This window comes from Sedimentitalea todarodis (genome assembly GCF_032595355.1).
Taxonomy (GTDB): Bacteria; Pseudomonadota; Alphaproteobacteria; order Rhodobacterales; family Rhodobacteraceae; genus Sedimentitalea; species Sedimentitalea todarodis.
On sequence record NZ_JASMWN010000007.1, the window covers coordinates 145,956 to 160,546 of the forward strand.

A 14,591-nucleotide genomic window follows, 5' to 3' on the forward strand; every position below is an offset into this window, starting at 1 on the left:
GTTGCAGTTTCGCGTCAAAGGTGCAACTGCGGCGTCAGAACGTTCTGAAGAACCTCGGCTTCCGCGACCCGGGCACTGCCCTGAAAGGTCTCGGTGCGCTTTTCTCGAATGACCCGCCTTTCGTTTTGCGATGCACCGGAATTCAAGCGGCGGCGCAAGTGTAGTGAAGGCCTGTGTGGGCCTGACGTTGCTGATCCAAGAGTTCAAGCATTCGATGTTCGGTGTTCCACCGCGCACTTGGGCCGTTCAGAGCCAAATGCACCGGCTGGACCTTCCATGTTCTTGATTGCTGGTGCGCCGATGGGACATGACAGAACGCTTCTTGCGAACTCGGAGCCAGATGGTGACGAAACTCTTGTTGGATCACGCTGGACCACTTAACCTTGCCCAAGCGCCGCATTACCTTGGCAAGCGCTGATCGACCTTCGATCAAACTGGCAATACCTTCACGGAACACCCGGTGCGATATGCAGAGTGCAAGGGACGTCACATGAGCCACATTCATATCCAGGCTGCGCTGACACCCGATAGAACTGCGGTCGTCATGGCAAATTCTGGCCTCAGCCTGACATTCCTTGAACTCGAAGACCGTTCCAACCAGGCGGCCCAAGCGTTTCGCGCACTGGGTTTACAGCGTGGCGACCATGTGGCTTTCCTGCTCGAGAACCGGCTCGATTTCTTTGAACTACTCTTCGCGGCCCAGCGAGCAGGGCTCTATTTTACCTTTGTCAGCCGGTATCTGGGGCCAGAAGAAGCCAGCTACATCATCCGCGACTGCGATGCCAGGATCTTTGTCGCCTCGCCCGGCACTGTAGAAACGGCGTCCGCCCTTCGCGCCGATCTGGGCCCGGATGTTGCCTGTTTCATGCTGGAGACAGAGATCGAGGGCTTTCGCCAATGGGAACCCTTCCGCGCCTCCTTTCCCTCCGAACGCATCGGCGATGAAGCCAAAGGGGCGCCGATGCTCTATTCTTCCGGCACCACCGGGCGGCCCAAGGGCATCAAGCGACCGATGGAAAACGCCCCGATCGAAGGCGCGCACCCGATGATGGAGGTGGTCTGCCTGAAACTGGCGAATATGACAACGGACAGTACCTATCTCGCGCCCGCGCCTCTGTATCACTCCGCGCCGCTGGCTGTCGCCGCGACGGCATTGATGTACGGAGCCAAAGTCGTGGTCATGGAGAAATTCGAGCCCAAAGCGTTCCTGTCTGCAATCGAGGAATTCGGAGTCACCCATACGCAGGTCGTGCCGACGATGTTCGTGCGCATTCTCAAACTGCCAGAAGAGAACCGCAGCCGGTACGACCTGTCCAGTCTGCGCTCGGCGATCCACGTCGCGGCCCCCTGCCCCGTCGAGATCAAACAAAGGATAATCAACTGGTGGGGGCCCATCGTTCTGGAGTATTATGGCGGTACCGAGGGCAATGGCGTGACGATCTGTACATCTGAGGAGTGGTTGACACGGCCCGGTACGGTCGGGCGATCCATGCTAGGGCGCATCTGGATCACCGACGAGGCAGGCGAACCGCTGCCGCCCAACGCGATTGGCGATGTCTTTTTCGATTCAGGTCTGGCCTTCGAGTATCACAACGACCCCGAAAAGACCGCCAAGGCGCATCACCCTCAGGGCTGGTCGACATTGGGGGATGTCGGGTATTTGGACGAGGATGGCTATCTCTTCCTGACCGATCGGCGTGCCTATACCATTATCTCCGGAGGGGTGAATGTCTATCCGCAGGAAACCGAAGACCGCCTCATCATCCATCCCGCGGTTGCCGATGCGGCCGTTTTCGGAGTGCCGGACGGGGATTTGGGCGAAGCGGTCAAGGCGGTGGTTCAATTGATGGACCCTGACGTGGCAACTCCGGAGCTAGAAGCCGAATTGATCCGCTGGTGCCGCGCAGCCATGAGTACAATCAAATGCCCCAAGAGCATCGATTTCCGGACCGACATGCCGCGCACCGAAACCGGAAAGTTGATGAAGCGAACGCTGAAGGAAACCTACTGGCCATGATGTTTCAGGCCGATTGTCCCGACATCTGCTCCTGACCGGACGGGTATCCATATCCTGCGTTCCAACAGGGTCGAGCTTCGGCGCTGCTTCACAATCCGGCGGACTTCCTGGCAATGTCCGAAGGTCTGTGCTGTGCACCAAAGTTGGCCACTCCCTTGACTGAACCGCTTTGGGCGTTTCGCGCGAAACGCTCTAACAGCCAGAATAGCCGTCTCCGTCCGCCGGGTTCACCTTCAGGTACGCCGGGCGTCCGCCCGAGCCGCAAATGAACACCAAAATTGTGATATCGTAAGGGCTGTTGGCCTGAATCCTCCAATAGTCGCCACCGTTGCCCCCACGCGCGAAAAGTGTTGGTATCGCTGCTCGCATTTTGCGAACACCAAAGAACGGATCACGCTCGTCACCTGGATTCGGGCGGCCAAAACGATGCGCGTTGGCGCGGTCCTGTTGCAGAATCGCGCCGAAATCCGTCAATGGCGCGCCGCTGGAATTGACCCGGTCAGCGGGTCCGATGGTCGTGTAGTAGGATGCCAGAATCTCTGCTTGGGCTGTACTGGCAACACACAGCGACAGCGCAATTCCAATAAGTTTGATCATTGAGGCTTCTCCTCGGGTTAGATCATTCCGAACTGACGCTCTCAGACAGAATGCCTTCTTCTCTTTGAATTGACTGATATTCGCGCCTACCAATCCCTTTGTCGGTGGCGTGCAAGATCATAGCGTCCTTCAACTGCATCGGGTAATTTTTTTGACGCGCCGACATACTTGCGATGTTTCGCAGTTTGTTGCCACACGCGTCGGCAAGCTTGGGGGTTTGTTTTCTCCGATCATTTGGGATTCGGAATATCGAATCCAACAAACATTTTGACCGCTGACCGTTTATGCGGCATCCATTTATGAAAGCCCGAGCCTGCCTCTTAATGCATGCAGGACAGTGGGCAGATCTCGACCGCTATTTCGGTTGCCTTCCCGCTTGCCTTACCGCAAATTCGGTTGATGTTTGCTCGCCTTGTCGCCTTGTTGATCATTATTTTTGCACGGCTGATCACGGCGGTGCGCGCGATCTGGTTGGGTTCGGACCCTGTCCCTGAACAGCGCGTCTATTTTGCAAACCACGCCAGCAATGGTGATTTTGTCCTGATCTGGTCCGTCCTGCCCGGCAAGCTTCGAAACAAAACCCGCCCGGTTGCCGCCGCCGATTATTGGCTCACGACCAAACTGAAAACATTCATCGGCAGGTCTGTGTTCAATGCCGTCCTGATTGATCGCAACCCTGAAACACGCGCTGGCGATCCCGTGCAGCAAATGGCAGATGCGCTGCAGGCGGGTGATAGTCTGATCCTGTTCCCTGAAGGGACCCGCAACATGACGCAAACGCCCCTGCTCCCGTTCAAGACCGGACTGTTTCATCTCGCCAAACAGAGGCCCGACATTGACCTGGTGCCAGTCTGGATCGAGAATCTGAACAGAGTGATGCCAAAGGGAAAGCTCATTCCGATCCCTCTGGTCTGTACGATCACCTTCGGGCAGCCGATGCGGGTGCAACAGGACGAAACCAAGGCCGACTTTCTGGAACGCGCCCAATCAACGTTGCTGGCACTGTCGGAAACGGCGAGGGAATAGGTGATATGGCAGACAGCTTTCTCTTTCTGCTGGGTTGTGTGCTGGCCGTGCTCGTGGTTGCCACGGGCATCGGGCGATACCTGGTGTTCAAATCGGGGCCGGACGGTCCCAGCCTGACGGTTGATAACCTGAATGCCCGCATCAATGCGTGGTGGGCCATGGTGGCGCTGACCGCATTGGCATTTTTGGCAGGCAAGACCGGTGTTGTCGTTCTTTTCGCGATCTGCTCATTTGCGGCACTGCGCGAATTTTTGACGCTGACAAACATCGAGATCGCGGACCATTGGGCCATCGCAGCCGCCGCGTTCCTTGTTCTGCCGGTGCAATTCATCGCGGTTGGCATGAACTGGTATGGATTCTATTCAATCTTCATCCCGGTCTACGCATTCTTGTTGATGCCAATATTTTCCATGTTCAGCGGCGAGACCGATAATTTTCTGGTGCGCATCGCCGAAGCGCAGTGGGCGTTGATGATCAGTGTCTTCTGTGTGTCTCACGTGCCTGCGCTGCTCAGCTTGGACATTCCGGGTTTCGAAGGGCGGAACCTGTTTCTTATCTTCTTCCTCGTGGTCGTCGTTCAATCCAGCGATGTGTTCCAATACGTCTGGGGCAAGCTGCTTGGGAAACACAAGATCGCGCCCAAGGTGTCACCCTCAAAAACCTGGGAAGGCCTGATCGGCGGCGTGGCAACGGCCAGTGCACTGGGGGCTTCGCTCTACTGGATCACGCCGTTCACCGTGCTACAGGCAATCGGGATGTCCGTTGTCATCACCATCATGGGCTTCCTGGGCGGGTTGGTCATGTCTGCGATCAAACGGGATCGCGGCGTCAAGGATTGGGGTCATCTGATCGCGGGCCATGGCGGCTTCATCGACCGGCTGGATTCGGTCATCTTTTCCGCCCCGATCTTCTTTCACATCGTGCGCTTTTATTGGGACGTTCATTGAACAACGCCTTGTCAGCCGCGCTAAAAAGCACCCCGCTGCATGTCGCGTTTGCGTTTCTTGCGATGGGTGGCTGGGCGATCTATGCAAATGCGGCGCACCCGATGCCCGGACCCTTGCCGGCTGGCTTGGTGCAGGGCAGTATCTCGGCGGGCTTGACGCTGTTTCTCAAGCGGACAGTCGACTGGTTGCGTCCAACGTTCTCTCAGGGCATAGGACATGTAGCACCCGCACTGATCGCATCATCGGCCTCGGCAATTCTGCTGATCATCGCGCATATGTTGGCCGGAACGCCCGAAATCGCCAAAACAATCGCAGTGCCCTTGCTGGTGTCGGCCTCCTATATTCTCACCTACAATTTCATGAGCCAGCGCAGGGCGAGAGAAGAACAACATGAGTGATCTGAATAACCGCCGCCCTCTGGAAAGCCGCAATACGAATTGGGCCAAAAGGTGTGCCGGCTTTCTGGCTGCGCGCGCCATCACACCGAACCAGATTTCGCAGGCCAGTATCGGAGCAGCCCTCATCGCTGGCGGGGCGTTCTGGATGACAGGGCTGACGACCAATGTCATCTTGACAGGCGGCTTGCTTGTCCTGTCCGCGCTGGCCTGCCAACTGCGCCTGCTGTGCAACCTTTTTGACGGAATGGTCGCAATTGAGGCCGGAAAAAGTGCGCCGGACGGGCCATTCTGGAACGAATATCCCGATCGCATCGCTGACATTCTCATCTTTGCGGGCGTGGGGCTTGGCGTTGGATCGCCCGCACTGGGATTTGCTGCTGCGACGATGGCCGTATTGACCGCCTATACCCGTGAACTGGGAACCAGCATCGGACTTTCGCCGAACTTCTCCGGACCAATGGCCAAGCAGCACCGCATGGCGCTGATCACCGGTGCCGCGTTTCTGGCGATGTTCGAACCGCTCTTGCTGACTCCGGGCACGATACTGACCATTGCGTTGTGGGCTGTGGTTGTCGGAGCAATCGCAACATCCGTACGTCGCGCCTATGATATTCGTAAGAGCCTTCTCCAGGGGAAGAGCTCGTGACGCAAGTCCAGATCAGCCTTCACGGCTGACCTTCGCGCATACTGTCAGGTTGATTTTCTCGACCAAGGATTTGCCGACCCGGCGCGCTTCAAACTCTCGGTTTGTCGGCGCAGCCATATCATTCACGAACTGAGGCGGCTCTTTTTCGGGCGGTCGGTGAAGGCGGACACCTGCCCGCGTCAGGATTGGAACCCATCATGTAGACCAGACACCTTTACGCCTGATGGATCGGTCCTTCCGGCGAGCTTGCACCAGAATGTCAAGTATGTCGGTGGCGCTGACCACGGCATGCCAATGCCAGTGCTTTTCGCCCCGGATCATGACGCCACCCCGTCCAGTTACCATGGGTCGGAAAGCAGTCGGCGCAAAGCCCCGGCACGATTCGCTGTGCGAATCCATCTTGCGGGGCTGAAATTGCAAGAGTTCCCCAAAGGGCTTGATCGGCGGGCATTGTGGCGTCAACATCAGAGCTGCGGCGTTCGCCTTGGGAAACGCCGAGGGATTTGGGAAGTTAAGGGAGGCGTTTGTCATGTCTGGCACCAAGAATTCTGCTCTATATATTGCCATTTGTTGGATACTTGGCGGCTTGATCGGGATCGGATTGGCTGTGGTCATTAGTGATAGTGTCCCGGCAATTTTTGCCGCTTTGATCGGGACCGCCGCTGCTGTTGCAATCGCTGTGTTTTCCCAGATCTACATATGCGGTTTCAATGCCGACCATTGGGGGCCGTTTGAAGGCTTCAAGGCGGCGTTCCGTTCGGATCTGAACAGCACCGAGGAGCCAACGGGGCCCGTACGCCAACCAATAGAGGAACCTTCGACGGTGCCGATCAGATCAACCCTGCACTCGGAGGAACAGACAGGGACACAGCCTGATTTGCCTGCCAAGGCACAAGACGGAGATGTGGACGACCTCAAGCAGATCGATGGGATAGGTCCGAAGCTGGAAGAGAAACTAAATGGAATCGGCATTTTTCGCTTTGAGCAGATTGCGGGCTGGAGCCCGGAAAAGGCGACAGAGATCGACCAACAACTGAATTTCAGAGGCCGGATCGAACGCGACAAATGGATTGCGCAGGCCAAGGGCCTGGCGCCTGAATAGCTGAAATCCGACACCTAACTACCCCATCGCTCCGACCACGAAAAAGGTGGTCGTGGATATTCGACCAATGCGCAGCCTTTATGGTGTGGATCATGTTTTCAGGTCAGGCTGGATTGCGGGCGTGCCCGTTGAATCGCAGGCGATAATCGACGCACCGAAAGCCGGAACGGGGGGTCACACTGCTGGGCTGAAGGGTTCGTGGTGCGCCTATTGCAACCGCGAAACGTTCCATCGCCAACCTGTACCACTCGCCGCGTCTTGAATTGCCATCAGCAAAACGCCCGCTCTCGCGAGGGAATGGTGGCGCGAAGTTGTCAAAGCACGATTCGGTATTCGGAGGCGGCTCCTGATGCTAATTTCCAACTTGTAAAATAATGAAACCGTTCTGGTTTACATCTCGTAACGAACTGTAACGAACAGCGATTCCGGCCGGAAAAAACTATAAAAACAAGGCGGATCGTTCCCTGCTTTCTCTTTGTGCAGTGCTCACGCAGTGCTACTCTGTAGGCTGTCGATGGCCAGCTTTGTGTTTTGAAACTGTGCTGGCCACAGGGCCGAAATGCATCCGAAAGCCGTCATGAAACACCAAAGGTGACATCGCCCGGTGATGGCTTGGTGTGGGGGATAGGATGAGAAGACCGTGGCCGACTTTGGCGGCTTTGATCGCGACAGTTCAAGTGGGACGCGGATCAATTGCGCCGGCGCGTCTTGGGGCTGTTGGGCAAGTTGTCCCATATCGCTTCCACGTCATTGCGCATTCGCGAATGCAAGTCGCTCAGTATCGTGTCGCGCAGATCCTCCGGCAGTTGCGCCAGTTCTTCCTGTGCCCGGACAAAGGTGATCGGGTTGGGATTTTGGGCAGCATCTTTGGCTGCAATGGAGACGGCACTGTCGGCCCCTGCGATTTCGGAACTGACCTTTTCCAGGCTCGAAAAGAACCGCTGTGTTGCGTTCGCATCCGGCATGTGGCGACCCTCGCTCAGTCAGGTTTTGGACCGATCCAACATTCGATAGGAAAAAACTGAATGTCTGGTCAATCCAATACTCTCACCGGACTGTTTGAGCAGCGCATGCACCTTATCGGCCATCTTTCGCAGGAGAATGCGAAACATCTGCAGTTCTTGCAACGGCTTAGCGGGCACAAGGTTCTTCTGATGAAGGAGCCGGACACCGAGGAAACGATTATCGCTCAAGAAGACACCCAAGCCCAGCTCGCAGCGTGTCAGGAGCGCATCGAAACATTGGAATCGGAAATGAACAGAGTCGACAAGGCAATTGCCGAAGCCGCGCAAAAGGAGAAGTAAGATGGTTGAGAACAGCGCTTCAGGGCTATCTCTGTTCGACCTGTTGGCCCGAGACTGGTCACTGGAATGCGACGTCATTCAGACCCGTTTCAATTTTGATGACACCGGCGTGGTTTTCAGGTTGCGAAGCGGCAAACTGGCAATGGCATCAACCAGGGACACAGAGAGCCCGAAAATTCGCACGCGCATGGAGTTGGACACGGGGCGTACGATGATACGACCGCGCGAGAACTCCGTTCCTCCCCTGACAACGCCAGAAATAGCCGTGTGCTCTGACCTGCCGATTGCAAGATTTGGTGCACAAGGATTCGCGACTGTCGATCAGGACGGAACGCTTCAGCAAGTAACGGTCGGAGGGCAGGTTGTCATCAGATTGAAACCCGAGACCGACGCAGTGACATCGCTTTGCAGCAGCGTTTCCGGCAGTATTCTTGCGCTGGCCCGGCAGGATCGGATCGTGATCTATAGCACCGAAGACATGAACACGCTGGCCGAAATCGGGCTGAACCATCCGGTGACCTGTTCTGCAATTTCGCCCGATGAACGCACTCTGGCAGCCTGGGGAGACGACACGCTGAGCCTTGTTGATATTCAGAACCCATCGGCCACTCCGAAAATCATCAGATGCGCGGGCGATATTACCGAAATCAGTTGGCGCAAATCCGGCAGCCATCTGTCCTGTGCATCGGCTGACAAGAGCTTTTACATCGTGGATTGCGCGGCAGGAACTGCGCAGCGAGTCGAGGATTTTCCAAGTCCGGTTCGCAACACCGAATTTAGCGAAACCGGCAAAGCGTTGATCGCATCCGGTGCCTTTCGTCTGGTTGGTTGGAGCGCCGATGATCTGCCGGAGAACGACCTTCCGGGCACACCGCTGACAATCGGCAAGCCGGGCTTTGTCGTGATCAACGTGATTGCGACCCATCCCGCACGCGACCTCGTCGCGACCGGCTATGCGAACGGTCTGGTGGCGATCGCAAGTATCGGCAGCATGCAGGAAATGATGTTGCATCAGGAAAAGGCAACCGAAGCCACCAGTCTCAGCTGGTCGAAAACCGGTGAGCATCTGGCAATCGGATTTGCCTCGGGCAAGGCTGCACTCGTCACTTTCCCGGAGCAAATGTTCAAGTAGTCAGTCCCCACCGATACACCCGATGAAGGAGAGACGTTATGGCCGACAAATTGACACCTGAGGAGTTGAGCAAAGACAAGTTCTTTGGTCAGCTTTCGGATATTTCCGCGGAGATGGTTGAAGAGCATGGCAAGGACTTTGCCATGGGTGCCCTGATCATGGCTGCGCAGTGGCTCGCTCGTGGGCAAGATGGCCCCCAGCAGCAAATGGAACACTAGTGCAATTGAGGCGACACGGCGACATCCTGGACATCACCCGTTGCCAGTGTCCAGCGCAGCTGTTCCACGGTGATCTTGGAAATTCGCGCTGTCAGGCACCCCAGATCGTCTTCGGAATTCGGTTGTCTGGCATGGCGGATTGCCTCCAGATCCTCGCCGAAGTCCTTGGTCAACACATGCGAATAGGCGCACATTTCCTGCAACCGAAGAGTAACAAAATAGAGGCAATCGCTGGTTTTGCGGTCTGGCCCGGCGGACCGAAGAGCACCCATCGGTTCGGGCGAGCGATAGGCAGAATGTACTGCCGTGCCAAGGATCGCCTTAACATTCTTGCGCCAGGCCGCATACTCTCCGGACTGATCAAATTCCAGACCTGCGCGATAAAGCTGTTCGCTCACCGCTTTGAAGGCCCGCCCACCGGCGATGTGCCGGCGCCAGAATTCATTGGCCTCTTCGATGGTCGCACAATCGATGAACCGTGCCGCCAGTTTTGGTCGGGACACGAACGCCAGCGCCATGTCGATGTCTTCGGAAATGCTGCGCGCTATCTGCAGCGACGGCGTCGGCAATCCGGTCAGGAACAGCAACCTGATCGCGTCCAGTTGTTCAATCATCCGGAACGTCAGAGCGTGCAGGGCACGCCACTGCGGATTGGTCAGCATGGTGTGTGGTCTGTCGACCGCCATTGCCGCGGTGGCATTCAGCGACGCAACCCAGATGGCCGCCTGCTCGAACATGAGAAACTGGTCAATGGGACCGCTATCTGCTGCAAGGTTCCAGTTGCCGATGGTCTGGCTGCCGCGAAAGCGTCCGATTGTCTTGTGCCACACCTCGTCCAGATCCAGCCTGCCCGCCGACCACATCTGCCGGGTGCGCGCCAACAGTTGCGGCGATACACCGGGATAACGGGCATCGAATGGCACGAATGCCGGAGCGGCAAAACTGGTCGTCATGGCTACGTCAATCCTGATGAGAAAGGTCAAAACAGTCAGCGATCCGACGACGGGCATTGGCCAGGATACCCGGTTGGATGGCTTGAGCGTCGGATATTCCACATTGCGTTGTCAACAATCTCAGCGCGCGAAGCGGCATGAAGTCAGCCTACACACATCTGATCCGACAGACCGGAACGCTGAACCATGCGATGATGCAGACCGCAAAGGTGATGCGGATGAACGGGCTGGAATTACAAGAGCATCTGGCAACAACGGTTGAGCGCAATCCCTTTGTCGACATTGATCGAGGGGTACAGGGGACAGGCACATCGAAAGACGTCTGGACCGAGCGGGAGATTCCCAGCGATACCCGCACCAGCCTCTATCGCCACCTCGCCTGTCAGTTTCCGCTGGTCTTTGACAATGACACGGACATGCGGGTCGCGCTGGTGTTCCTGGAGGAAGTTGACCCCAATGGCTGGCTTGCCGTGCCGGTTGAACATCTCGCCCAGACAAGCGGTTTCGACCCTGCCGATTGCGAACGCGTGCTTGGTCAGTTGCAGACGCTGGAACCGGCAGGCGTGTTTGCCCGTGACCTGAAGGAATGCCTGCGGCTTCAGGCAATGGACCGGGGGTTGCTTGATGAAGTGATGGCAGCCTTGATCACACATCTGGATCTCCTGTTGACGCATGAACTGCCAAAGCTGGCGCGGCGACTGAACACTGACCCGCAGAGCCTGGCCAAGCGGCTGGAGCACATCCGCAGAATGGACCCCAAGCCGGGCCAAGCGTTCAGTTTTGACACGGTCACGCAAACAGCCAGCGATGTATTGGTGAGCGTCACCGACCAGGGTCTGAGTTTTGAGCTGAGCCGGTCCAGTTTCCCGACCATCCGCATGTCGCCTGCATTCGGCGTGAACGGGCAAACGCAATCGCCACACCGTGCTGAGTTGATTGAACTGGTTCGTGAAGCCAAGGCACTGCGAACCGCTGTCGAGATGCGAAGATCGACGACGTTGCTGGTGGTTGCCGCCATTTTCACACGCCAACGCGATTTTCTGGCACATGGATACACGGCACTTTGTCCGATGCGAATGGGTGACATTGCAGACGATGTCAGTGTCAGCGAAGCCACCGTAAGCCGCATTGTATCGGGACTCACGATTCAGTGTCCTTTGGGTAATATCAAGGCGAAATCCTTGTTTTGCAGCCCGGTTTCGATGTGTGACCAACCCAAAACCAGACACGTGGCCCTGCAGATGATCAAAACTCTGATCGCGGATGAAGACAAGAACGCACCCCTCAGTGATCGGAAAATCACCGCCCTGCTCCAGAATGCCGGGATTGAAGTTTCGCGGCGTACCATTACCAAGTACCGACATTCCCTTGGTCTGGAAGCGCCCGGCATTCGGCGCAAGAATGCCAAATTGTCCGAATTGACGGCGCATGTACGCGTGGCAGACGGTTGCCGACGCGGAGATCTGCGACGCTCTGGTCGTGATGGATAGCATTGCTCGGGCGTCTGACATGATTGACCTTTCAGACCCTGAAGACACCGGCATTGTCCCCAATGTACAATACCCATCGCTGCGCCGCATGTGCCCGTCGGACGCATCGGCCATCACCGAAGCACTCTGGGATCCGGAACTGGCGCGCTGGCTTGCGGCTTTTTCGCTTCCGGGCGATCCAGTGGACTACCAGCGATATCTGGATTTCCTCTGTGACCCGGATGTATTCGCGCGTGTTGTCTGTGTCGATGGCAACCCTGTGGGCGTCATCAGTCTGGGAACAGAGCTGTCCTTCTGGATCAAGCGTGCATTTCACCAACGGGGCCTGGGACTGTGGGCCGTACGCAGCTTTCTCGATCAGCTTCCAGATGACACCGGCGTCGTGAATGCGTGTTGCATGTTTGAAAACAAGACCGCCGCAGCTTTTCTGACCCGGCTCGGCTTCAGACGCACTACCGAGCGTTTCCGGCGGTTTTCGTTCGCGCATGGGCATGCGGTCGAATTTCTGCGATTTCAGCTTTGCGTTTCAGGTCAGGATCAATTCCGGAAAGTTGGTCCGAACCCGCGCCCGAGGGACCTCTGAGCGAGAGTGTAACATGCGGTGTAACACGCTTCTTGGTGTAAAAAAGTGTAAAGTATTGCAACAACCTAGCGTCGCGGCGGATCGGTTGCAATTGCATGATCGCCTTTGGTCTTGATCTTTTTCACAAAAGTGTACTCGAATATCTCATACAAATCAAATACTTGCGATTACACCTCATCAGGCGACCTCTTTTTTGGTCTCTCTCTGCGCGTTCTGGCACGGCACTTGCACGTAAGTGTGCATAACGCCGCGTTTCCGAAAACGGGAACCACCAAGAACGAAGGAACAGGGAGTGAAGAACCGCATCGAGCCTGGAGGGATCTTTATCTCTCCTCCGTTTGAAGCAGTGCTGTACGCTTTCAAACCTTTGCCGTGATCCGATCGACCGGAGCTTACCGCCGCAACATTCGTTGGCTGGCGGGGCCGGGTCGAGTGAACTGGCAGCACTTGCTGCCTCCAACGGACCGGTAAACCGGTCAGAGCTAAAGGAGGCTCATGGCATGGCGATAACGCTAAACAAAATAACCTCCCAACGGGGTATCTCGGTGGGTGAAGCCACCAAGAAAATATCCGACCTTGGATGGAATCCCACCTATGTGCAGGAAGCCAATACCTTCCCGACAGACTACAAGATCACCAAAGCGCCGCGCGATCCGATGAAGCAGGTCCTGCGGTCGTATTTCCCGATGGAAGAAGAAAAGGACAATCGGGTTTATGGTGCGTTGGATGCGGCGCTTCGCGGCGACATGTTCCGCAATGTCGAGCCACGCTGGATCGAGTGGATGAAGCTGTTCCTGGCGATCATCCCGTTCCCGGAAATCTCGGCCGCGCGATCGATGGCAATGGTGGCCCGACTGGCCCCCGGTGAAGACCTGCGCACCGGTTTCACCATGCAGATGGTTGATGAGTTCCGGCACTCCACGATCCAGATGAACCTCAAGAAATGGTACATGGAAAACTACATCGACCCGGCCGGGTTCGATATCACCGAAGAAGCCTTTGGCAAATGCTATGCGACAACCATTGGCCGTCAGTTCGGTGAAGGGTTCCTGACCGGCGACACGATGACCGCCGCGTGCATGTACCTGACCGTCGTTGCGGAAACCGCATTCACCAACACGCTGTTCGTCGCGATGCCGTCCGAGGCCGCCCGCAACGGCGACTATGCGCTGCCGACCGTGTTCCTGTCGGTCCAGTCCGACGAAAGTCGCCACATCGGCAACGGGCATTCGCTGCTGATGGCGGCGCTGAAAGAGCCTGAAAACCATCTGCTGCTTGAGCGCGATCTGCGCTATGCGTTCTGGCAGAACCACGCCATTGTCGATGCGGCAATCGGTACCTTCATCGAGTACGGCACCACCAACCGCGACAAAGACAAGGAATCCTACGCGGAAATGTGGCACCGCTGGATCTTTGAAGACTACTATCGGACCTACATGCTGCCGCTCGAAAAATACGGCGTCAAAGTGCACCACGACGATGTGCACGAAGCCTGGAAGCGGATCACCGAAAAAAACTATGTGCACAAGGTTGCCCAGTTCTTCGCGGTTGGTTGGCCGGTGAATTTCTGGCGGATCGAAGCTCAGACCGAGAAAGACTTCGAGTGGTTCGAGCACAAGTATCCGGGCTGGTACGCCGAATTCGGCGACTTCTGGAAATGGTATGCCAAGCTGAGCGTGCCTGGCCAGAAGGTCATCACCTTCAACGAAGAAGTGGGTTACGTCTATCCGCATCGCTGCTGGTCGTGCCTGGTGCCCTGCCTGATCCGGGAGGACATGGTTGTCGATGAAATCGACGGTCAGCTTCACACCTTTGCGCATGAACTGGATCGTTGGACCGCTGTCGAGGCATTCGCCGACGAATACCAGGGCCGTCCGACTCCTGCCATGGGCAAGTTCTCGGGCAAGCGCGAATGGGAAACGCTGTATGACGGCTGGGATCTGGCGGATGCCATCACCGATCTCAACTTTGTCCGCGAAGACGGCAAGACCCTGGTGCCACAGCCGCATCTGCGCTTTGACAACAAGGACATGTGGACGCTTGATGACGTGCGCGGTCACACGCTGGGTTCACCGCTCAACGCTCTGCGTGGCATGTCGGATGCAGAACGCGAAACGCATCTGGCCGAGTATCGCGCCGGTTTCACAATCAATCCCTGCAACTGATCAACAAACAAGC

Annotated in this window: 15 protein-coding genes; 12 read left to right on the forward strand and 3 right to left on the reverse strand. The window is 56.6% G+C overall.

Going from position 1 to position 14,591, the window contains the following annotated elements:
* Positions 1–490: 490 nt before the first annotated feature.
* Positions 491–2,017 (forward strand): acyl-CoA synthetase, encoded by a 1,527-nt coding sequence (locus QO231_RS11320; protein WP_316776156.1) that lies wholly within the window; start codon positions 491–493, stop codon positions 2,015–2,017.
* Positions 2,018–2,209: 192 nt separating this feature from the next.
* Here QO231_RS11320 and QO231_RS11325 read toward each other — a convergent pair whose 3' ends face one another.
* Positions 2,210–2,614 carry a hypothetical protein gene (locus QO231_RS11325; protein WP_316776158.1) on the reverse strand — a complete coding sequence of 135 codons (405 nt, stop codon included), beginning with the start codon at positions 2,612–2,614 and terminating at the stop codon, positions 2,210–2,212.
* Between the two features lie 399 nt (positions 2,615–3,013).
* Here QO231_RS11325 and QO231_RS11330 point away from each other — a divergent pair, with 399 nt between their 5' ends.
* From QO231_RS11330 to QO231_RS11350, 5 genes are all read left to right on the forward strand, one after another.
* On the forward strand, positions 3,014–3,640 hold the full coding sequence (locus QO231_RS11330) for a lysophospholipid acyltransferase family protein (RefSeq protein ID WP_316776160.1): 627 nt from the start codon (positions 3,014–3,016) through the stop codon (positions 3,638–3,640).
* A gap of 5 nt (positions 3,641–3,645) precedes the next feature.
* Positions 3,646–4,587 (forward strand): phosphatidate cytidylyltransferase, encoded by a 942-nt coding sequence (locus tag QO231_RS11335; RefSeq protein ID WP_316776162.1) that lies wholly within the window; start codon positions 3,646–3,648, stop codon positions 4,585–4,587.
* Positions 4,584–4,985 carry a hypothetical protein gene (locus tag QO231_RS11340; protein ID WP_316776164.1) on the forward strand — a complete coding sequence of 134 codons (402 nt, stop codon included), beginning with the start codon at positions 4,584–4,586 and terminating at the stop codon, positions 4,983–4,985. The genes QO231_RS11335 and QO231_RS11340 overlap by 4 nt, the downstream gene beginning before the upstream one ends.
* Positions 4,978–5,631: a CDP-alcohol phosphatidyltransferase family protein gene (locus tag QO231_RS11345; protein WP_316776166.1), complete on the forward strand. Its 654-nt coding sequence runs from the start codon at positions 4,978–4,980 to the stop codon at positions 5,629–5,631. Before QO231_RS11340 ends, QO231_RS11345 begins: the two co-directional genes overlap by 8 nt.
* Positions 5,632–6,160: 529 nt before the next feature.
* The gene (locus QO231_RS11350; protein ID WP_316776168.1) at positions 6,161–6,733 is read left to right on the forward strand and encodes a hypothetical protein; all 573 of its coding nucleotides are present in this window, start codon (positions 6,161–6,163) and stop codon (positions 6,731–6,733) included.
* 689 nt (positions 6,734–7,422) lie between these two features.
* On the opposite strand, the gene QO231_RS11355 is transcribed toward QO231_RS11350, so the two are convergent.
* Positions 7,423–7,698 (reverse strand): hypothetical protein, encoded by a 276-nt coding sequence (locus QO231_RS11355; protein ID WP_316776170.1) that lies wholly within the window; start codon positions 7,696–7,698, stop codon positions 7,423–7,425.
* Positions 7,699–7,758: 60 nt separating this feature from the next.
* Here QO231_RS11355 and QO231_RS11360 point away from each other — a divergent pair, with 60 nt between their 5' ends.
* From QO231_RS11360 to QO231_RS11370, 3 genes are read left to right on the forward strand one after another with little or no spacing between them, the layout of a single operon-like run.
* Complete coding sequence (locus QO231_RS11360) at positions 7,759–8,037, forward strand: hypothetical protein (protein WP_316776172.1); 279 nt, start codon at positions 7,759–7,761, stop codon at positions 8,035–8,037.
* Position 8,038: 1 nt separating this feature from the next.
* Entirely contained in the window at positions 8,039–9,169 is a 1,131-nt protein-coding gene (locus tag QO231_RS11365) for a WD40 repeat domain-containing protein (protein ID WP_316776173.1), read from the forward strand.
* A 38-nt stretch (positions 9,170–9,207) separates the two neighbouring features.
* Positions 9,208–9,387, forward strand: coding sequence for a hypothetical protein (locus tag QO231_RS11370; protein WP_316776174.1), 180 nt, complete (start codon positions 9,208–9,210; stop codon positions 9,385–9,387).
* On the opposite strand, the gene QO231_RS11375 is transcribed toward QO231_RS11370, so the two are convergent.
* Positions 9,384–10,340, reverse strand: a complete 957-nt coding sequence (locus QO231_RS11375; protein WP_316776176.1) for a hypothetical protein — start codon at positions 10,338–10,340, stop codon at positions 9,384–9,386. The genes QO231_RS11370 and QO231_RS11375 overlap by 4 nt on opposite strands.
* A gap of 137 nt (positions 10,341–10,477) precedes the next feature.
* Here QO231_RS11375 and rpoN point away from each other — a divergent pair, with 137 nt between their 5' ends.
* The 3 genes from rpoN (at position 10,478) to QO231_RS11390 (ending at position 14,578) form a co-directional block, all read left to right on the forward strand.
* A complete protein-coding gene (rpoN, locus tag QO231_RS11380) occupies positions 10,478–11,830 on the forward strand; it encodes an RNA polymerase factor sigma-54 (protein WP_316776177.1) in 1,353 nt (450 codons plus the stop codon).
* A 19-nt stretch (positions 11,831–11,849) separates the two neighbouring features.
* A complete protein-coding gene (locus QO231_RS11385) occupies positions 11,850–12,413 on the forward strand; it encodes a GNAT family N-acetyltransferase (protein WP_316776179.1) in 564 nt (187 codons plus the stop codon).
* A 500-nt stretch (positions 12,414–12,913) separates the two neighbouring features.
* Positions 12,914–14,578, forward strand: coding sequence for an aromatic/alkene/methane monooxygenase hydroxylase/oxygenase subunit alpha (locus QO231_RS11390; protein WP_316776181.1), 1,665 nt, complete (start codon positions 12,914–12,916; stop codon positions 14,576–14,578).
* Positions 14,579–14,591 lie beyond the last annotated feature (13 nt).